18 protein-coding genes and 2 riboswitches are annotated in these 17727 nt (G+C 71.5%); of the genes, 14 read left to right on the top strand and 4 right to left on the bottom strand.

Translation table 11 applies throughout. The features are described 5' to 3' along the window. Positions 1 to 91 precede the first annotated feature (91 nt). The 3 genes from AC3DE3_RS13155 (at position 92) to AC3DE3_RS13145 (ending at position 3064) form a co-directional block, all read left to right on the top strand. Positions 92 to 1018 carry an ACP S-malonyltransferase gene (locus AC3DE3_RS13155; RefSeq protein WP_301162364.1) on the top strand — a complete coding sequence of 309 codons (927 nt, stop codon included), beginning with the start codon at positions 92 to 94 and terminating at the stop codon, positions 1016 to 1018. Between the two features lie 102 nt (positions 1019 to 1120). Then, positions 1121 to 1372 carry a meromycolate extension acyl carrier protein AcpM gene (acpM, locus tag AC3DE3_RS13150; RefSeq protein WP_007629089.1) on the top strand — a complete coding sequence of 84 codons (252 nt, stop codon included), beginning with the start codon at positions 1121 to 1123 and terminating at the stop codon, positions 1370 to 1372. A gap of 255 nt (positions 1373 to 1627) precedes the next feature. Further along, positions 1628 to 3064, top strand: coding sequence for an acyl-CoA carboxylase subunit beta (locus tag AC3DE3_RS13145; RefSeq protein WP_335673098.1), 1437 nt, complete (start codon positions 1628 to 1630; stop codon positions 3062 to 3064). A 196-nt stretch (positions 3065 to 3260) separates the two neighbouring features. Here AC3DE3_RS13145 and AC3DE3_RS13140 read toward each other — a convergent pair whose 3' ends face one another. The 4 genes from AC3DE3_RS13140 to AC3DE3_RS13125 all read right to left on the bottom strand — a co-directional run bounded on the left by AC3DE3_RS13140 (position 3261) and on the right by AC3DE3_RS13125 (position 7461). Beyond that, positions 3261 to 3770 carry a DUF3145 domain-containing protein gene (locus AC3DE3_RS13140; RefSeq protein ID WP_260487285.1) on the bottom strand — a complete coding sequence of 170 codons (510 nt, stop codon included), beginning with the start codon at positions 3768 to 3770 and terminating at the stop codon, positions 3261 to 3263. A 202-nt stretch (positions 3771 to 3972) separates the two neighbouring features. Then, on the bottom strand, positions 3973 to 4848 hold the full coding sequence (locus tag AC3DE3_RS13135; protein ID WP_488370288.1) for a serine hydrolase domain-containing protein: 876 nt from the start codon (positions 4846 to 4848) through the stop codon (positions 3973 to 3975). Between the two features lie 112 nt (positions 4849 to 4960). Continuing rightward, positions 4961 to 6541 carry an ABC transporter permease gene (locus AC3DE3_RS13130; RefSeq protein ID WP_488370287.1) on the bottom strand — a complete coding sequence of 527 codons (1581 nt, stop codon included), beginning with the start codon at positions 6539 to 6541 and terminating at the stop codon, positions 4961 to 4963. Further along, entirely contained in the window at positions 6538 to 7461 is a 924-nt protein-coding gene (locus AC3DE3_RS13125) for an ABC transporter ATP-binding protein (protein ID WP_488370286.1), read from the bottom strand. Before AC3DE3_RS13125 ends, AC3DE3_RS13130 begins: the two co-directional genes overlap by 4 nt. Before the next feature lie 59 nt (positions 7462 to 7520). Here AC3DE3_RS13125 and AC3DE3_RS13120 point away from each other — a divergent pair, with 59 nt between their 5' ends. The 11 genes from AC3DE3_RS13120 (at position 7521) to AC3DE3_RS13070 (ending at position 17712) form a co-directional block, all read left to right on the top strand. Next, entirely contained in the window at positions 7521 to 8615 is a 1095-nt protein-coding gene (locus tag AC3DE3_RS13120; protein WP_488370285.1) for an alpha/beta hydrolase, read from the top strand. Positions 8616 to 8627: 12 nt separating this feature from the next. Further along, a riboswitch (cobalamin riboswitch) is annotated at positions 8628 to 8805 on the top strand. Positions 8806 to 8860: 55 nt separating this feature from the next. After that, entirely contained in the window at positions 8861 to 9901 is a 1041-nt protein-coding gene (locus tag AC3DE3_RS13115) for an ABC transporter substrate-binding protein (RefSeq protein ID WP_488370284.1), read from the top strand. Positions 9902 to 9905: 4 nt separating this feature from the next. Beyond that, the gene (locus AC3DE3_RS13110) at positions 9906 to 10991 is read left to right on the top strand and encodes a FecCD family ABC transporter permease (protein ID WP_488370283.1); all 1086 of its coding nucleotides are present in this window, start codon (positions 9906 to 9908) and stop codon (positions 10989 to 10991) included. Beyond that, positions 10988 to 11764, top strand: coding sequence for an ABC transporter ATP-binding protein (locus tag AC3DE3_RS13105; RefSeq protein WP_488370282.1), 777 nt, complete (start codon positions 10988 to 10990; stop codon positions 11762 to 11764). Before AC3DE3_RS13110 ends, AC3DE3_RS13105 begins: the two co-directional genes overlap by 4 nt. Then, positions 11742 to 12830: a cobalamin biosynthesis protein gene (locus tag AC3DE3_RS13100; protein WP_488370281.1), complete on the top strand. Its 1089-nt coding sequence runs from the start codon at positions 11742 to 11744 to the stop codon at positions 12828 to 12830. The genes AC3DE3_RS13105 and AC3DE3_RS13100 overlap by 23 nt, the downstream gene beginning before the upstream one ends. Continuing rightward, positions 12800 to 12941: riboswitch (cobalamin riboswitch) on the top strand. It overlaps the preceding gene by 31 nt. 121 nt (positions 12942 to 13062) lie before the next feature. Beyond that, positions 13063 to 14061, top strand: a complete 999-nt coding sequence (locus AC3DE3_RS13095; protein ID WP_260487293.1) for an ABC transporter substrate-binding protein — start codon at positions 13063 to 13065, stop codon at positions 14059 to 14061. Between the two features lies 1 nt (position 14062). Further along, positions 14063 to 15196, top strand: coding sequence for a FecCD family ABC transporter permease (locus AC3DE3_RS13090; protein WP_488370280.1), 1134 nt, complete (start codon positions 14063 to 14065; stop codon positions 15194 to 15196). Further along, positions 15193 to 15975, top strand: coding sequence for an ABC transporter ATP-binding protein (locus tag AC3DE3_RS13085; RefSeq protein WP_260487294.1), 783 nt, complete (start codon positions 15193 to 15195; stop codon positions 15973 to 15975). Before AC3DE3_RS13090 ends, AC3DE3_RS13085 begins: the two co-directional genes overlap by 4 nt. Beyond that, positions 15968 to 16729 carry a (2Fe-2S)-binding protein gene (locus AC3DE3_RS13080; RefSeq protein WP_488370279.1) on the top strand — a complete coding sequence of 254 codons (762 nt, stop codon included), beginning with the start codon at positions 15968 to 15970 and terminating at the stop codon, positions 16727 to 16729. Before AC3DE3_RS13085 ends, AC3DE3_RS13080 begins: the two co-directional genes overlap by 8 nt. Positions 16730 to 16988: 259 nt before the next feature. Beyond that, positions 16989 to 17348: a hypothetical protein gene (locus AC3DE3_RS13075; protein ID WP_488370278.1), complete on the top strand. Its 360-nt coding sequence runs from the start codon at positions 16989 to 16991 to the stop codon at positions 17346 to 17348. A 16-nt stretch (positions 17349 to 17364) separates the two neighbouring features. Continuing rightward, the gene (locus tag AC3DE3_RS13070) at positions 17365 to 17712 is read left to right on the top strand and encodes a hypothetical protein (protein ID WP_260487297.1); all 348 of its coding nucleotides are present in this window, start codon (positions 17365 to 17367) and stop codon (positions 17710 to 17712) included. The last annotated feature ends 15 nt before the right edge of the window (positions 17713 to 17727 follow it).

Raw genomic sequence — 17727 nt, 5'->3', positions numbered from 1 at the left:
CGGCATTTGTGGGAAGTGTACAAAATCCGGGCTGTGTTTCTGGCTTGGGGAACATCATCCGAAGTGGGTGCGGACGTGTTCTCTGATATTCGTGCTTTGCCTTACCTCCCCTGGACAAGGGTCTCAGAAAGCCGGGATGCTCGCCCCCTGGCTCGAGTTGCCCGGTGCCTCGGACCGCCTCGACGAGTGGTCCGCATCGAGCGGACTCGACCTCGAGCGTCTCGGCACCACCGCGACCCTGCAGGAGATCACCGACACCGCGGTGACCCAGCCACTCGTCGTGGCCTCCGCACTGCTCGGTGCCGCAGAGCTGCGCCGTCGTGGCCAGGTCCCCTCCGACACGATGGTCGCCGGTCACTCGATCGGCGAGATCGCGGCGCTGGCGATCGCCGGGGTCGTGTCGGAAGCCGACGCCCTGCGCCTGGCGTCCGTTCGTGGTGCGGCGATGTCCCGGGCGTGCGCCGAACGTCCCACCGGGATGATCGCGGTCCTGGGCGGCGTCGAGGCGGACGTCCTGTTGTCCCTGGACACGGCCGGTCTGCAGCCCGCCAACCGCAACGGCGCGGGCCAGATCGTGGCCGCCGGCCCGCTCGAGGCCTGCGACGCGCTGGAGCAGAACCCGCCGAGCCGGGCCCGCCTGCGCCGACTGGAGGTCGCGGGTGCGTTCCACACCCACCACATGGCCTCCGCCGTCGCCGAGTTCCGCGAGCTCGCGGACACGATCGAGGTCAACGACCCCGAACTGACCCTGATCTCCAACGCCGACGGCATGGTGGTCACCTCCGGTCGCGACGCCCTCGACCGGGTCGTCTCCCAGATCACCCACCCCGTCCGGTGGGACCTGTGCACGCAGACCATGCTCAAGCTGGGCGTCGACACGTTCGTCGAACTCCCGCCCTCCGGCTCGCTCGTGGGACTGGCCAAGCGCATGATGCGCGATGTGCCCCGCTACGGCGTGACCACCGTCGAGGACCTCGAGTTCGCACTCGAGTCGGTCCCCGCTCTCAGCGGCGCCTGACCGCTCCATCCACCCCCGATCGGCGGCCCCGGCCGTCGATCGCGATCAGACCACCCGTCGCGCCCGCCGGGCACGACACCACCCATCAGAAAGGGACACCACATGGCACGCACCGAGGCCGAGATCATCGCAGGACTGGCGGAGATCGTCGAGGAGGTCACCGGGATCGAACCCTCCGAGGTGACCCCGGAGAAGTCCTTCGTAGACGATCTCGACATCGATTCGCTCTCCATGGTGGAGATCGCCGTGCAGACCGAGGACCGCTACGGGGTGGAGATCCCCGACGAGGACCTCGCAAAGTTGCGTACTGTTCAGGATGCGGTCGACTACATCCAGAAGATCGACCAGAGCTGACATCCGGCCCCGTGTGCCGGGGCGGGGACGCAGTCAGGGCCGAAGGTGCGGTCGGTGCACCACGTCGAGCCCGCGTCCCCTCCCCCACACAGGGCCCAGCAATGACCGCCCCGCTGACCGCGGGGCACCGGGCGAGAGGTCCGGATCGGGACGGGGGTCCTGATCCGAACGCCGATCGCCCACCAGCCAGTCCGGGGGTCCATCGCAGGCGCGCTCTCCGTCACGGGGACACGCGCCGAGGAAAGGACTGCACTTATGACCATCACCAGCGCTGTTGACCAGAACATCCAGATCGATCCTCGCGATCCCGTCGTCCGGCTCGAGAATCTCTTCGACCCGGCCTCACTCGAGTTCATCACCGAACCCGACGCCTCCGGCGCTCTGGCCGCACGCGGCCTGATCGACGGCGAACCCACCATCGCGTACGCGACGGACGCCACCGTCATGGGTGGCGCAATGGGCCTGGACGGGTGCCGGCACATCGTGCGCGCCATCGACGTGGCGATCGACGAGCATCTGCCCGTCGTCGGCGTCTGGCACTCGGGTGGGGCGCGACTCGCGGAGGGCGTCGAGGCGCTGCACGCGGTCGGCCTCGTATTCGAGGCCATGGTCCGCGCATCGGGCCACGTGCCCCAGATCTCAGTCGTGCTCGGGCCCGCCGCCGGCGGCGCCGCCTACGGTCCCGCCCTGACCGACGTCGTCATCATGGCGCCGGCAGGCAAGATCTTCGTCACCGGACCCGACGTGGTCCGCTCGGTGACCGGCGAGCAGGTCGACATGGAGGGCCTGGGCGGCCAGGACGTGCACCACCGCAAGTCGGGCGTCTGCCACATCGCCGCGACCGATGAGCGTGACGCCCTGCACCGGGCGCGCCGGCTCGTGACGCTGCTGTCCGCGCAGGGCGAGTTCGACACGCGTGCGCTCGAGGGCGACCACACCGATCTCGCGGGCCTGCTCCCCGAGTCCCCCAAGCGCGCCTATGACGTCCGCCCCCTCGTACACGGGTTGCTCGACTCCTCGGAGCTCGATGGCAGCACCACGTTCGAGGAGCTGCAGGCGAAGTGGGCCCCCAGCATCGTCGTGGGCTTCGGTCGTATGGCCGGCCGCACCGTCGGCGTGATCGCCAACAACCCGCTGCGGCTGGGCGGCTGCCTCAACTCGGAGTCCGCCGAGAAGGCGTCGCGCTTCGTCCGGCTCTGTAACGCCTTCGGCGTGCCGCTGCTCGTGATCGTGGACGTGCCCGGGTACCTGCCCGGCGTCTCGCAGGAGTGGGACGGCGTGGTGCGTCGCGGTGCGAAGCTGCTCCACGCGTTCGCCGAGGCCTCGGTCGCCCGCGTCACCCTGGTGACTCGCAAGATCTACGGCGGCGCCTACATCGCGATGAACTCACGCGCGCTCGGCGCCTCGGCCGTGTTCGCCTGGCCCGACGCCGAGGTCGCCGTCATGGGGGCCAAGGCCGCCGTCGGCATCCTGCACAAGCGCACCCTCGCGGCGGCACCGGAGGACGAGCGGGAGGCGCTGCACGAGCGTCTGGCCGAGGAGCACGCGGCCATCGCCGGCGGCGTGGGCCGGGCGGTCTCCATCGGGGTCGTCGACGAGGTCATCGAGCCGACCGACACCCGACGCCGCCTCGCGGAGGCCCTGGACGCCGCCGCGCACACCCGCGGCCGGCACAAGAACATCCCGCTGTGACCTGATCCCCCGGCCGGACCACCCCGGCAGGATCTGCGAACGACGACTGCGCCCTCTCCCCGATCGTCGGGGAGGGGGCGCAGTCGTGTGTCGGGCGCAGTCGTGTATCGGGTGAACGGGAAAGCGCCCGCCCCGAGAGGGTGCGGGCGCTTCCCTGCGCGAGTGCGGTAGTGCGGGAGTGCGGAAGTGCGGTGGGTCAGCCGACCCGGGAGAGCCAGGTGACCTCGGCTGCGGCCGGGTGGCCGCGCAGCGGCTCGAGGGCGCGGTCCCAGGCGGTGCCGAGCTCGTCCTCCACCGCGGAGTGGAAGGCGGCGGGGCCGGCCTTCATGAGATGACGCAGGCGGTTCTCGCTGATCACCACGTCACCGCTGGCGCCCGTCTGTCCCCGCCACATCCCGAGTTCGGGTGTGTGCGAGAAGCGTTCGCCGTCGACGAGGTCGCTCGGGTCCTCGGTGACCTCGAACGAGAGCATCGCCCACTTGGCCAATGAGTCGGCCAGGCGCGCGCCGGTGCCGACCGGGCCGATCCAGTCGACGATCGCCTTGCGAGCGCCCGGCTGGGCCGGCTGGTCTTCCCAGCGCATGGCTGAGTTGGCGTCGAGCGTGGCTGCGAGAGCCCACTCGACGTGAGGGCATAACGCGGTAGGCGCGGCATGGATGAACACCACGCCGGTCGTCGTATCCGCGAGATAGTTATGGTCAGACATCACTTCACTCCCGACTCACTGAGGGACGTCTTCCCCAACGACCTCACGAAATCGTGTGAATGATGTTGCTTATGTTGCTTGCAGTTACCACTGTGCCTGAAGTGGTCGAATTACACCAGCGACACTTCTCGACTCTCAGCAAAGTTACAGCACCGTGATTCCGTCGCCCGGCACGACTGCGGGCGTGTCGGGAGTGACGAGCTCACCCGCCCAACGCATCGTCCTCGCGCGAGCGCCGGGTGGCCGCGTCGACGACCCTGTCGGACAGCTCCGGCCACAGTGGCTTGGCCCAGTCGCCGAAGTCGCGGTCGGTGAGCACCACCAGCGCCGTGGAGATCTCGGGCTCGACCCACAGCAGCGTCCCGGACTGTCCGAAGTGACCGAAGGTCGCGGGCGAGTTGTGCTGGCCGGTCCAGTGGGGGTGCTTGGCGTCGCGGAGTTCGAAGCCCAGTCCCCAGGGGCACGGCTTCTGCATGCCGTACCCGGGCACGATCCCGTCCAGGCCGCGGAACTGCTCGCTGACGGCCTCCTCCAGGGTCTCGGCGGCGAGCAGGCCCGGGGCCACGAGTTCCCGGGCGAACGCAATGAGGTCGGCGAGGCTGGCGGACGCGCCGTGGCCGGCGGATCCCTCGAGGGTGGTGGACTCCATGCCCAGCGGCTGGCACACCGCCTCGTGGAGGTAGTCGGTGAACGCGATCCCGGTGGCGTCGGCGATGTGGTCGGCGAGCACCTCGAACCCGGCGGAGGAGTAGATCCGCCGCTCCCCCGGCTCGGTGCGTGCCTTGTCGCGGTCGGCGAAGTCCAGTCCCGAGGCGTGGGCGAGCAGGTGGCGCACCGTGGATCCCTCGGGCCCGGCGGGCTCGTCGAGGGTGATGGCCTCCTCCTCCACCGCCAGGAGGGCGGCCACCGCGACGAGGGGCTTGGTCACCGAGGCGAGGCGGTACACGCGGGACTCGTCGCCGTGGACCGCGAGGGCGCCGTCGGGGCCGACGACCGCGGCCGAGACGTTGTCCACCGGCCAGTCCGTGACCACCGACAGCGCGGTGGAGAGCCTGTCTCGATCGAACTCGTCCGACATCGGTTCCTCCCTGGATCGCCTGCGGCCGGCGGAGCCGGCGGCCGTGTCGGCCTCGCCGATGAGGCGTAGCGGCCGTGCCGGCCAGTCTGTCAGGTCGGGTCGGCCACCGCGGTCAGGTCCGCGGCACGTCGCGGCGCCGGAATCCGACCAACCCCACGGCGACGAGGACGGCCGCGAGGACGAGGAGCACGGTCACGCCGACCGTGTCCACGGGACCGACGGGGGCGGTGCCCACCGCGCCGAACGGGGACAGGCGCATCTGGTCCTCGCTGAGCCGGAGCGTGGGTCCCATGAAGGTGACGACGACGGCGAGGACGAACGGCGCCCAGGCGAGGACCTGCAGCCGCGGGGCCGTACCGAACAGTCCGATGGAGACCGCGACGAACACCAGCGCGGCGGGGATGTACCACGCCCCGGCCCCGATGATGCGCACCGCGAGGCCCGCGTCGTCCAGCACGGCGGCCGCGGTGATCCCGAAGGCGGCCGCGCCGGCGAGGACCACCACGACGGTGCCGGCGGCCACGACGGCCGCGTGCGCGGCGAGCCATGACCACCGCGAGCGCCCCGTGGACAGCTCCACCTCGAGCCGGCCGGCGGTCTCCTCGGCGCGCAACCCGGTGAGGGTCTGCAACGCGAAGCCGGCTCCGAGGAATCCGGCGAAGGCGACGAGCATCTGCACGATCGAGTCGACCAGGGTGCCCGCATCGGCGAGGAACATCGCCAGGTCGGGGTTGGAGAGCATCGTCTCGACCACCACGTTCATCAGCGCGCCGTACATGGCCATCAGCGCCACCACGCCGATCGTCCAGCCGGCGAATGCGCCGAGGTGCTGGTGCACGGCGGACCCGGTCCGGGACGCGCGCCATCTCGACGCGGTGGCGGGGCCGGTCCGGGCCGGGACCAACCCCTGGCCCACGTCCCGGCGGCCGGCGAGCCACAGGGAGACGGCCGCGAGTCCGGCCGCGACGGCGACGGCCACGATCAGAGGCACCACGGACGCATCGCCGAACGGCCGGGTGAGGCCGTGCCACCCCAACGGGGAGGTCCAGCTCAGCCAGTTGCGGTTGACGTCACCGATCCCGCGGGTGATCAGGGTCAGTCCGGCCGCGGCCATCGACACCGCCCACACGGTGCGGGTGTGCGCGAGTACCTGGGCGACCACGGCGGTGCCCGCGGCGTACACCCAGCCGGCGGCGACGATCGAGCCCACGTACAGCGCCGCGCCGCCGGGATCGATCTCGAGGGTGAGGGTCGCCGTCCACAGCGCCAGTCCCAGGACGGTGAAGACCCCGACGACGACGACAAGTGCGGCCGCCGTCGGGGCGAGCCGACCGACCCGGCCCGACAACAGCAGTTCGGACCGTCCGGACTCCTCCTCCCTGCGGGTGGAGCGCGCGGTCAGGGCGATCGCCATGACGGGGATGCCGAAGGCGACCATGAACGAATACTCGTTCATCATCACGCCGCCGAGGGTGTCGAGTCCGGCCACCCGGCCCGTGAGCATGATCATCGACTCGCCGACCGAGGTGCCGTACGCGGCGAGGTCCTGCGGGGTGTCGTAGAGGGCTGCGATCGAGAGCCCCGTGATGAGGTACAGCGCGGCGAGGCCGAGGACCCAGGCGGCCGCGACCCGCCACCCCGTGCGCAGGGCGATGTGGGTCAATAGTCCGGTGCCGGCGAACGGCGAGGTCATCCCCGGTCCCCTGCTCCGGAGTAGGCGCTGAGGAACAGGTCGTCCAGGCTGGGCGGGGTCGCGGTGAGCGTGTGGATGCCGGCCGCGTGCAGGACGCCGGTGACCTCCCCCAGCTGCGGGGCAGGCACGTGGCAGCGGACCTCGAACCGACCGTCGGCGGCCTCCTCGATCCGCAGGCCGTCGACCCCCGTCACGCGCTCGAGTGAACCCGGATCGGCGTCGGTGACGGCATGGACCTCGGTCGTGGTGTGGCGCCGCAGGTCGGCCAGCGTCCCCGAGGTGACGGTGCGTCCGTCGCGGATGATGCTCACCCGGTCGGCGAGCGCCTCGACCTCGCCCATGATGTGGCTGGACAGCAGCACGGTGGCGCCACCGTCGACGGCCTCGCGGACGCACTCCTGGAACGTCTGCTCCATGAGCGGGTCGAGGCCGGAGGTGGGCTCGTCCAGGACGAGCAGCTCCGCGTCGGACGCCAGCGCGGCGATCAGTGACACTTTCTGTCGATTGCCCTTGGAGTAGTCGCGCGTGCGCTTGGTGGGGTCCAGGCGGAAGCGGTCGATCAGTCCGTCGCGCCTGTCGGGGTCGAGTCCTCCGAGCGCCCGGCCCAGCAGGTCGATGCACTGGCCGCCCGTCAGCCGCGGCCACAGGGTCACCTCACCGGGGACGTAGGCCAGCCGGGCGTGCAGCTGGACCGCGTCTCGCCACGGGTCGCCGCCGAACACCGTCACCCGGCCGGAGTCGGCGCGCATGAGCCCGAGCAGGATCCGGATCGTGGTGGATTTTCCCGACCCGTTGGGGCCGAGGAACCCGTGGACCTCCCCCCGGCGCACGTCCAGGTCGAGCTCGTCCAGGGCCCGGGCCCGGCCGAAGGTCTTGACCAGGCTCTCGACCCGCACCACGCTCTCGTCTTCTGAACGCATGACCAGCTCCTTCGTCCGATTACCCTGATCATCCCAGGGATCCGCGTCACAATGTGGGCATGCGCTCTCCCATGTCCGGCCACCGTGCCTTCTCCCCGTCGATCGCGGATCGCGTCACCAAATCGGTCATGACCGCTGCGGGGTTCCTGCCCGGCCGGCTGCTCCGAGTAGTGGGTGGGACCCCGAGGCGGCTGGACGGCCAGGTTCTCGACCCGCACTTCCAGGCCGGGCTCCGGGTCATCTCGATGACGTCCGAGGGTGAATACGAGGACCTCACCGTCGACAGGGCTCGTTCGGCTGTCGAGCGGTCGGCGTTCACGGTCTCGGGCAAGAAGATCGACCTCGCCGTCGTCTCCGACATCGTCCTCCCGCTCGGCGGCACCGGTCCGGACCGGGCCGACCTGCCCGCTCGCCTCTACTCGCCGGTCGAGGGGGACGAGCCGCTGCCGGTGCTGGTGTACTTCCACGGCGGCGGCTGGGTGCTCGGCAGCGTCGACTCGCACGACGCGACCTGCCGCTACATCGCACGGGCGGGCCGACTCAAGGTGATCAGCGTCGACTACCGGCTGGCACCGGAGTTCCGGTTCCCCACCGCCGCCGAGGACGCCCTCGCCGCGTTCCGGTACGTCCGCGACCACGCCGACGAATTCGGCGTGGACCCGACGCGCATCGCGGTGGGCGGTGACAGCGCCGGCGGCAACCTGGCGGCGGTGGTGTGCCAGCAGACGCGCGACGCCGGGGAGAAGATGCCGGACTTCCAACTGCTGTTCGTCCCCGCCACCAACATGTCCGCGCGGACCCGCTCGTACGAGCTGTTCGGCGACGGCTTCTTCCTCACCCGGGCCAACATGGACTGGTACGAGGAGACCTACATCCGGTCCGACGAGGACCGGTTCGACCCCCGCGCCTCCCCCCTGCTGGCGGAGGACTTCTCGGGACTGCCGCCCGCCCACGTGGCCACGGGCGGGTTCGACCCGCTGCGCGACGAGGGCGAGGCGTACGCCCGGAAGATGGCCGACGCCGGTGTCCCGGTCTCGCTGCGCCGCCACGATTCGCTGGTCCACCCGTTCGTCAACGCCGTCGGGGCCACCCCGCTCGCGCGCTCGGCACTGTCCGAGGCGGTCGGCGCGATGCGGATGGGGCTGGCGTACTGACCCTGGAGCGCGTGTTACCTTGTGATCGCCAGCGAGACCGATCGGTCGCGGGAATCCGGTGCGAATCCGGAACTGACGCGCAGCGGTGAGGGGGATGGCGGGGCACTATGCCACTGGGCCGCAAGGTCTGGGAAGGCGCTCCGTCCAGGTGATCCCGAGTCCGAATACCGGCTGGCCCTCGCGGTGACAACCGCCAGGTCATCACCGGGCTTCGCGTTCCAGGCCCGCGACCTCGGAGCACAGCCATGCGTTCTTCCGCCTTGTTCACCCTCGCCGGCGTCACCATCCTCGCCCTGACCTCCTGCACGGCTCACGATCCGGCGGCAACCGCCGGCGCGGGCACCGATCCGATCGACAACTGCGGGGAGCAGGTGCAGGTCGAGGCCCCGCCCGAACGGGTCGTCTCGCTCAACCAGGGCTCCACCGAGATCCTGTACGCCCTCGGCCTCGGCGACCGGGTGGTCGGCACCGCCACCTGGACCGACCCGGTCCTGCCCGAGTTCGCCGAGCTGAACAGGACGGTCCCCCGCCTGGCCGACAACGCGCCGTCGATGGAGGCCGTCCTCGACGTGGAGCCGGACTTCGTCACCGCCTCCTTCGGCAGCACCCTCGGCGAGGGCGGGGTCGCCGCCCGCGAGCAGTTCCACGAGTTCGGCGTGGGCACGTACCTCTCCCCCACCGACTGCGTGGGCAAGGTCGCCGACTCCGGGGACGGCGTCCGCGAGACCCCGCTGACCCCGGACCTGCTCTACCGCGAGATCACCGAGCTCGCGATGATCTTCGACGTGGAGCAGGCCGGTGACGAGCTGGTGGCGGATCTGCAGCGCCGACTCGACGAGGCCGCGGAGAGCGTCGACGCCCGCGGGGTCTCCGCGATGTACTGGTTCGCCAACTCCGAGTCCCCGTACCTGGCCGGCTGCTGCGGTGCCCCCGGCCTCATCTCGACCACCCTGGGCATGGAGAACGTCTTCGACGACACCACCCAGGAGTGGCCGCAGATCAGCTGGGAGGTCGTGGCCGAGCGCGACCCGGACGTGATCGTCGTGGGCGACCTGACCCGCAAGAGCCAGACCGCCGAGACCGCGGAGGCCAAGATCGCCTACCTCGAGTCCAACCCCGTCACCCGGGAGATGGCGGCGGTTCGCGGGAAGCGATTCATCGACATCACCGGCGCCGAGATGAACCCGTCGCTGCGCACGATCTACGGGGTGGAGACCGTCGCGGCGGGACTCACCGAGCTTGGACTCACCACACCGGGGGCCGGCGCGCCGGACCCGGCCAACTGACCCGATGACCCTCGCACCCGAGAGGACCACCGCCCCGGTGGTCCCGGCGCCACCGCACCGGCGACCGCCCCTGCGGCGACCGTCCGCACTGGTCACCCTGTGGCTCGGCGGCCTGGGGCTGCTGGCGGTGTCGACGGCGCTCGTCATCACCATCGGCCCGTCCGGACTCACCGCCGCCGACGTTATCCAGTCCGCGCTGGCCCGCCTCACCGGAGCCGACTCCGGGCTCACGCGGATCCAGGAGGGGATCATCTGGAACCTGCGGCTGCCGCGCACCCTGATGGCCGCACTGGCCGGGGCCGGGCTCGCGCTGTGCGGCGTGATCCTGCAGTCGCTGCTGCGCAACCCACTGGCCGACCCGTACATCCTCGGCATCTCCTCCGGGGCCTCGACCGGGGCGGTCCTCGTCGTGGTGCTCGGGGTCGGGGCGGGCGCGGTCGGGCTCACCACGGGGGCGTTCGTCGGGGCGCTCACCGCGTTCGGCTTCGTCCTGGTCCTGGCCTTCGCGTCCGGCGGCACTACCGACCGGGTGGTGCTGGCCGGGGTCGCGGCCACCCAGTTGTTCTCCGCCGTGACCTCGTTCGTCGTCTACATCGCCGCCGACGCCGAACAGACCCGCGGCGTGCTGTTCTGGCTGCTCGGCTCGCTGGCCTCCGTCCGCTGGTCGGACGTGGCGGTGTGCGGCGTCGTGGTCCTGCTCGGGCTGGTGGCGTGCCTGCTGCACACCTCCAGCCTCGACGCGTTCACCTTCGGCCAGGACGCCGCGGCCGCCCTCGGCGTCAACGTGGCGCGCACGCGGCTGGTGCTCATGGTGGTGACGGCGCTCGTCACGGCCGTCATCGTGAGCACCTGCGGGGCGATCGGCTTCGTGGGCCTAGTGCTGCCACACGCCGCCCGTGCCCTGGTCGGCGGCCGGCACCGGGCCCTCGTCCCGACCGCGGCGCTGATGGGGGCCGTGTTCGTGGTGTGGATCGACGCGGTCTCCCGCACCGTGATCGCACCCCAGGAGTTGCCGATCGGAGTGGCCACCGCGCTCATCGGCGTCCCGGCCTTCGTCGGGCTCCTCCTCCGACGGGGACACGGCCGATGACCACGGGTGCCCCCTCGACGCTCGAGGCTCGAGGCGTCTCGTGGTCCGTGCGCGGCCGGACCGTCCTCGACGACGTCAGCGTGGCTCCGGCCCCCGGCACCATGGTCGGGGTGCTGGGGCCGAACGGCTCCGGCAAGTCGACGCTCCTGCGCATCCTGACGGGCCTACTCCGCCCCGACACCGGATCGGTGCACCTCGACGGCACGGACATCCGATCACTCCCCCGCAAACGCCTGTCCCGGCGCCTGGCGCTGGTGGCGCAGGAGGCGACCACCGACCAGAACCCCACGGTCCGGGAGGTCATCGAACTCGGCCGCATCCCGCATCGCCCGGCCTGGTCGGGCCCCGCTCCCGGGGACGACGGGGTGGTGCGGCGCGCGGCGGCCACGACCGGCCTCGGCGACCGCCTGGACCAGCGGTACGCGACGCTGTCCGGCGGCGAGCGGCAGCGGGTGCAGATCGCGCGGGCCCTGGCCCAGGAGCCCGGGGTGCTGGTCCTCGACGAACCGACCAACCACCTCGACATCCGCCACCAGCTCGACCTGCTGGCCCTCGTCCGCGCCACGGACACCACGGTGATCGCGGCCCTGCACGATCTCACCCTGGCGGCCACGTTCTGCGACCATCTCATCGTGTTATCCGGTGGGCGACTGGTGATCGGCGGCGCGCCCCACGAGGTGCTCACCGCCGATCTGATCCGGGAGGTGTACGGAGTGGAGGCCGAGGTGACCCACGACGGGCGGGGGGCGCATGTCCGCTATCTCGCGCGCTGACGGGACCGCACTCGCGACCCGCGCGGCAGGCATCGCGGCCGGGTTCGCTCTCGACCGCCTCGTCGGCGACCCGGGGCGGTTCCACCCCGTCGCGGGCTTCGGCCGGGTGGCGCTCGCCGTGGAGTCGCGACTCCTCCGGCCCGGCCGGACGCCCAATACGCAGCGGGCGGCGGGCCTGCTGTTCACCGGCCTCCTCGTGGGGGGCACCGCCGCTGCGGTGACGGGCGTCGGACGTCTCGCCGGACGGAACCGCGTCGCGGCAGTGGCGTGGGACGCCGCCGTGGTGTGGTCGTGCCTGGGCGGGTCGTCGCTGCTCGCGGTCGCGCGGCGGCAGGGTGACCTGCTCGCCCGGGGCGACCACGCGGGTTCCCGGGACCTGTTGCCGTGGTTGTGCGGTCGCGATCCGGCCGCGCTCGGCCCGGAGGATCTCGCGCGGGCGGTCGTCGAGTCGGTCGCGGAGAACACCTCCGATGCGGCGGTGGCGACGCTGTTCTGGGCCGCGGTGGCGGGTTCGCCCGGTGCCGCCGTCCACCGCGCGGCCAACACGCTGGACGCGATGGTGGGTCACCGTTCGGATCGGTACCGCCACTTCGGCACCGCCGCGGCGCGGTTCGACGACGTGCTGGGGTTCCTGCCGGCCCGGGTGGCCGGCGCGCTCGGGGTGGTCTGTGCCCCGACCGTGGGCGGGAGTCCCGCCGGGGCCCTGCGGGTGTGGCTCCGTGATGCGCGGGCGCACCCGAGCCCGAACGCCGGGGTCGTCGAGGCCGTGTGCGCGGGCGCACTCGGGGTCCGGCTTGGCGGGCCCACGCCCTACCCCTACGGCGTGGAGGACCGAGCGGTCCTCGGCGACGGCCGGCCGGTCCGCGCCGACGACATCCGCCGCGCGATCCTCCTGCACGACCGCGTCCAGGCGGTCACCGCCGTGCTGGCCGTGCTGGGTGTGGTCGTGCGTCGCGCCGTCCTCGGGCGGCGCCGGGCCACGAAGCGCGCGTGGTCGGCTCCGCCGAGCCGGGGTACCTGCAAAGCACGCGGACGCGGTGTGCCTATCCTGAGGGCGTACTGCTGACATCCGGAACGAGCAGGGGAAGACCGGTGGGAATCCGGCGCTGACCCGCAACGGTGTGTGGCCACTTTCGTGACCGCGAGCCCGATTACCTGCCCGGATGTTCGCGACTCCGAGTACATCGCCGTGGTCTGCGATCCGGGGTCCTGTCAGGTGACGTGGTGTCGTCGTCGACTCCTACCCTCCTGCGGGTCTCACGTGTCGTCGACCGCACGACACGATCCGAGGACTGATCATGTTCCGTCGCCACACCAGAATCACGCTCGCCACCCTCCTCGTCGCGGGGGTCGCACTCACCGGCTGCTCCCGCGGCGAGGCGCAGGAGGCCGCGGGCTCAACCGAACCCTTCGCCGACCCGGTGACCATCACCAACTGCGACCGCGAGGCCACCTACGACGCCCCACCCCAGCGCATCGTCTCGATGAACGACCACGTCACCGAGACCCTCATCCAGATGGGGGCCGGCGACCGGATCGTCGGCATGGGCTACGGCGAGCAGGACGATGTCCTGCCGGAGGTCGCCGATCAGTTCCACACCATCCCCTCGCTGGCCGAGGAGTACCCGACCTGGGAGCAGATCGTGGACCTCGAGCCCGACCTCGTGGTGGCCGGGATGCGCAGCGCCTTCGACGACAAGGAGGGCCGCAGCCGCGACGCCCTCGAGGCCGCGGGGATCAACACCTTCCTGTTCTCGGAGTACTGCGGAGAGGGCTTCGGTGACCTGTCGATGCTCGAGACCGACTTCTCCCAGCTCGGCCGGATCCTCGACGTCGAGCAGGGGGCCCGGGACCTGACGGACCGGATCACCGGCGAGATGAGGGAGGTCCGAGAGACGCTCGATGCGTCGGGTGTCACCGGCACCCCCACGTTCTTCTACGACGGTGGCGAATCAGAACCGACGACGATCGGCGGCGTGGGCATCGGACAACTGATCGGCGAGTACGCGGGCGCGGACAACATCTTCTCCGAGGGCGACCGCCCCTATCTCACGTCCACATGGGAGCTCCTGGGCGAGCGTCAGCCCGAGGCGATCGTGGTACTCGACTACGGCGCCACCAGCGCGGAGGACAAGATCGCCTACCTGCGCGCGCAGCCCATCATGTCCACGACGCCGGCGATCCGGGAGGATCGCATCGTGGTGGTCCCGCTGTCCGACTTCTTCGAGAGCTCGCGGATGACGACCTCCACCGAGACCATCGCCCGTGAGCTGCACCCGCACGCGTTCGGGCAGTGACATGACGACCGTCGCCGAGAACACCGGCGGGCGCGTTGACCGCGCCGGCACGGGCGTCGATCCCCGCCACGGCTCCGGGCGCATCACGGATGCCCCGCCCACCGGGCGGCGGCCGCTGTGGCTCATCTGCCTGCCGCTCGTGGCGGTGCTGGCGATGACGATCGCGGCCGGGGTCTCACTGGGTTCGGTCTCGATCCCGATCGGGGACGTGTGGGCGATCGTCGCGCACCGCCTCGCCCCGGGCGCGTTCGATCCGTGGTGGACCGACGCCCGCGAGGCGATCGTCCTGGAGTCGCGACTGCCCCGGGCGCTCATGGCGGCGGCCGTGGGCGCGTCGCTGGCCGTGGCGGGTGGCGTCGCCCAGGCGGTCACCCGCAACCCGCTCGCCGACCCGTACCTGCTCGGGGTCTCCTCGGGCGCGGGCTTCGGCGTCGTGGTGCTGACGGTCCTCGGCGTGGGCGCCGGGATGTGGGGCGTGTTCACCCTGCCGATCGCGGCGTTCCTCGGCGCGCTGCTCCCGCTGGCCGGCGTCGTCCTGGTGGCCCGCCGCGCCCACGACACCACGGCCATCGTGCTGGTCGGCGCGGCCATGACCATGGTCTTCGGCGCGCTCAACACGTTCACGCTGCTGGTCCTCGGCGACGACCATCAGCTGGGCACGGTCATGCGCTGGCTGGCCGGCGGGTTCGGTGACGCCGGGTGGACGATGCTGTGGGCGCCGGTGATGATCCTCGCCGTTGCCGGCACGGTGTTGATGCTGTGCAGCCGTCACCTCGACCTGCTTCTCACCGGTGACGACGGCGCCACCGCGATGGGCGTCAACGTCCCGCGCTTCCGGGTGCTCATGCTGCTGCTCGTCTCGTTGCTCACCGCGGGCGCGGTGGCGGTCTCCGGGACGATCGGCTTCATCGGCCTGCTCATCCCCCACCTCGCGGGGTTCTTCACGGGCCGCACCGCGGCGCGCCTGCTTCCCGCGGCGGCGCTGCTCGGCGCGGTCGCATTGGTGCTGGCCGACCTCGCCGCCCGCGCGGTGAGCGAGGGCACCGAGCTGCCGGTGGGCGTGGTGACGGGCGTCGTGGGCGGCCCGGTGTTCCTGCTGATGTTGTGGCACCGCTACGGGAAGGCGTCCCGATGAGCAGCCTCACCGCGCGCGATGTCTCCGCCCACCTCGGCGGTCGGCGGATCCTCCACGGCGTGGACCTCACGGTGGCACCCGGCCGGGTCACCGCACTCATCGGCCCGAACGGCAGCGGCAAGACGACGCTGTTGCGCACCTGCTACCGCGCTCTGCCGGTGTCGGCGGGGATGGTCTCGGTGGACGGAGAGGACGTCTCCGCGCTGCGTCGCCGCACGCTGGCCCGCGCGGTGGGGGCCAGTACGCAGGAACCGGTCTCGTTGGGCGGCATCACGGTCCGCGAGTCGGTGCGCCTGGGCCGGACGGTCACCCGGGGACTTCTCGAGCCCTTCGGCACCGACGACTCGACCGTTGTGGAGCAAGTGCTCGCCCGGGTCGGGTTGACCGGGCTGGCCGAGCGGGACGTTCTGGCCCTGTCGGGCGGCGAGCGGCAACGCGTGTCGATCGCGCGCACCCTCGCCCAGCGGCCCGAGGTGCTCCTGTTGGACGAGCCGACCAATCACCTCGACCTGCACCAGCAGTTGTCGGTTCTCCTCCTGCTCCGCGAGTTGGCGGCCGACGGGCTGGCGGTGCTGCTCACGATCCACGATCTGCGGATGGCCATCGAGTACTGCGACGTCATCGCGGTCCTGCACCGCGGTCACCTCGTCGCGACCGGTGCGCCGGAGGAGGTCCTGGACGCGGCGGTGCTGCGGGAGGTGTTCGGGGTGCGTGGCGAGGTGCGGGCGGGGCCGGACGGCCGCCGCACGCTCGACGTGGCGGGGCTCGCCGATGACTAGAAACGGCGACGACGACGAGCTCCGCGCCCCCGAGACCGTGACAGCCGCGTACTCGGGCGTCTCGGACCTCCTCGGCGACTTCGTCCTCACCATCGAACACGGCCCGGAGGTCCTGCCCGGATCGGTGCTGACGGACCCGCGGTGGCTGGCCCGGCGGGTGGAACACACCGGCCGGCGCTGGAACCATGGCGATCCGCGGGTGAATGGCACGTTGTGGTGGTACTCGGCCAGTTCGACGCTGGTGGCCGCGCCGCTGGCCATGTTGCTCGCGATCGGCCGCGCGCCCGGTCCCCGACCGCAGCGGCTCTCCGTCTCGCTGCAGCCGAACGGCTATCTTCACTCGGCGCTGTCGGAACACCTCCTGCCGTCGACCGCCGCCTACGCCGACGCGCTGCTGGAGGCCCACGGTGAGGTGATCGCCGCCCTCGCGGAGGTCTCGGGCGCGGCACCGCGGGCGCTGTGGGCGATCGCGACCGACTCCATCGCGAACCGCGCGCTCGAGGCGGGCCGCGCGCTCGAGGCGGGCCGCGCGGCGGGCGACCCGGATCGCGGCGTCGAGCTCGCACACGCCGTGTGCCGCCCGCCGTTGCTGCCGGCTCGGTACATCGATGTGGAGGGCCCCGAGCGGACGCGCCGGTTCGTCCGCCGCAGCTCCTGCTGCCTCATCTATCTGGCCACCGACGGCAGCACGTGCGCGAGCTGCCCGCGCCGTGCCCCGGAGGACCGCCGAGTCGAGCTCGTCCGTCGGACGTAGCCCGGCCCCTGTGCTCGCGGTGAAAAAGACGTCAGCAGAATTGTTACGGTGCCCGCCGTCGGCACCCGTGGCATCACGGGTGACATCACCACGTCGGAGCTCCATGACTCTCTCTACTTCTCACTCCGTTCTTCGGTCCGTTATTGCCCTGGGCACGGCGATGTCGCTTGTCTTCGCCGGCTCCACCGCGGTTGCGGTGCCGTCCGGCTCGGCGGGCGGTCAGTCATCGTCAACCCAGGTCGTGGAAGAGCAGGTTCCGGTGCCGACCACGGCTCAACTGGATTTTCTCTCGGATCAGCTCGGGCCTGCGGCCGGGGAGATCGAGCGCGCCCAGCAGGGTGACACCTCCGAGGGCGAAGTCCGGTCGGTCGCGCTACCGATCGCCGCCGCCGCGGTCGCCGCGGCGGCGTGGTGCGCCAGTGGCGCGCTGGGGAGCGTGCCGACCTCCGTGCTCGACGACCTCACGAACGGTGGCGCAGGCACCGACTATGCGCGCAACGCGATCATCGGGTGTCTCGCGGGTAACGTCGGTTCGTGGGCGTGGAAGGTGCTGCCCGGATGGGCGAAGGAGAAGGCGGTCGCCGCTGTCGCCGCCTTCATCATCAGGTACGTCCGCTGAGTCGAGAGAGGTACGGGTGGCCACCACAGTGCTGGCCGGGTTGTTTCTGCTCGGCGCGATCACGTCGGCTCTGGCGGCCTACACCGGTTTCAAAGGTTGGGTGACCGATCCCCGTCGCGGCTACCGCGTACCCGACCGGGTTCGGCGGGACCCCGACGCGTCCCGCCGCGCCAACTCGCTGGTGGCCACCTGGTGTCTCCTTGCCGCAGGCCTGGCTCTGGCTCCCGCTGTCGCGGTGGTTCCGCTGCTCGCCTCGAGTTTCCGCGTGGAGGTCTCCACGGGCTTCCTCGCCGCGACGGCCGCCTACGGGCTGATCGTGGCGATGATCGCCCGGTACCCGTTCGAGCGGATCAAGCGCATGTGACGTGGCTGCCGGATC

Source organism: Dietzia sp. IBK-p2-16D (assembly GCF_057773085.1).
Note: the sequence above shows the minus strand (reverse complement) of the source record. Positions and strands in the feature narration are given on the sequence as shown.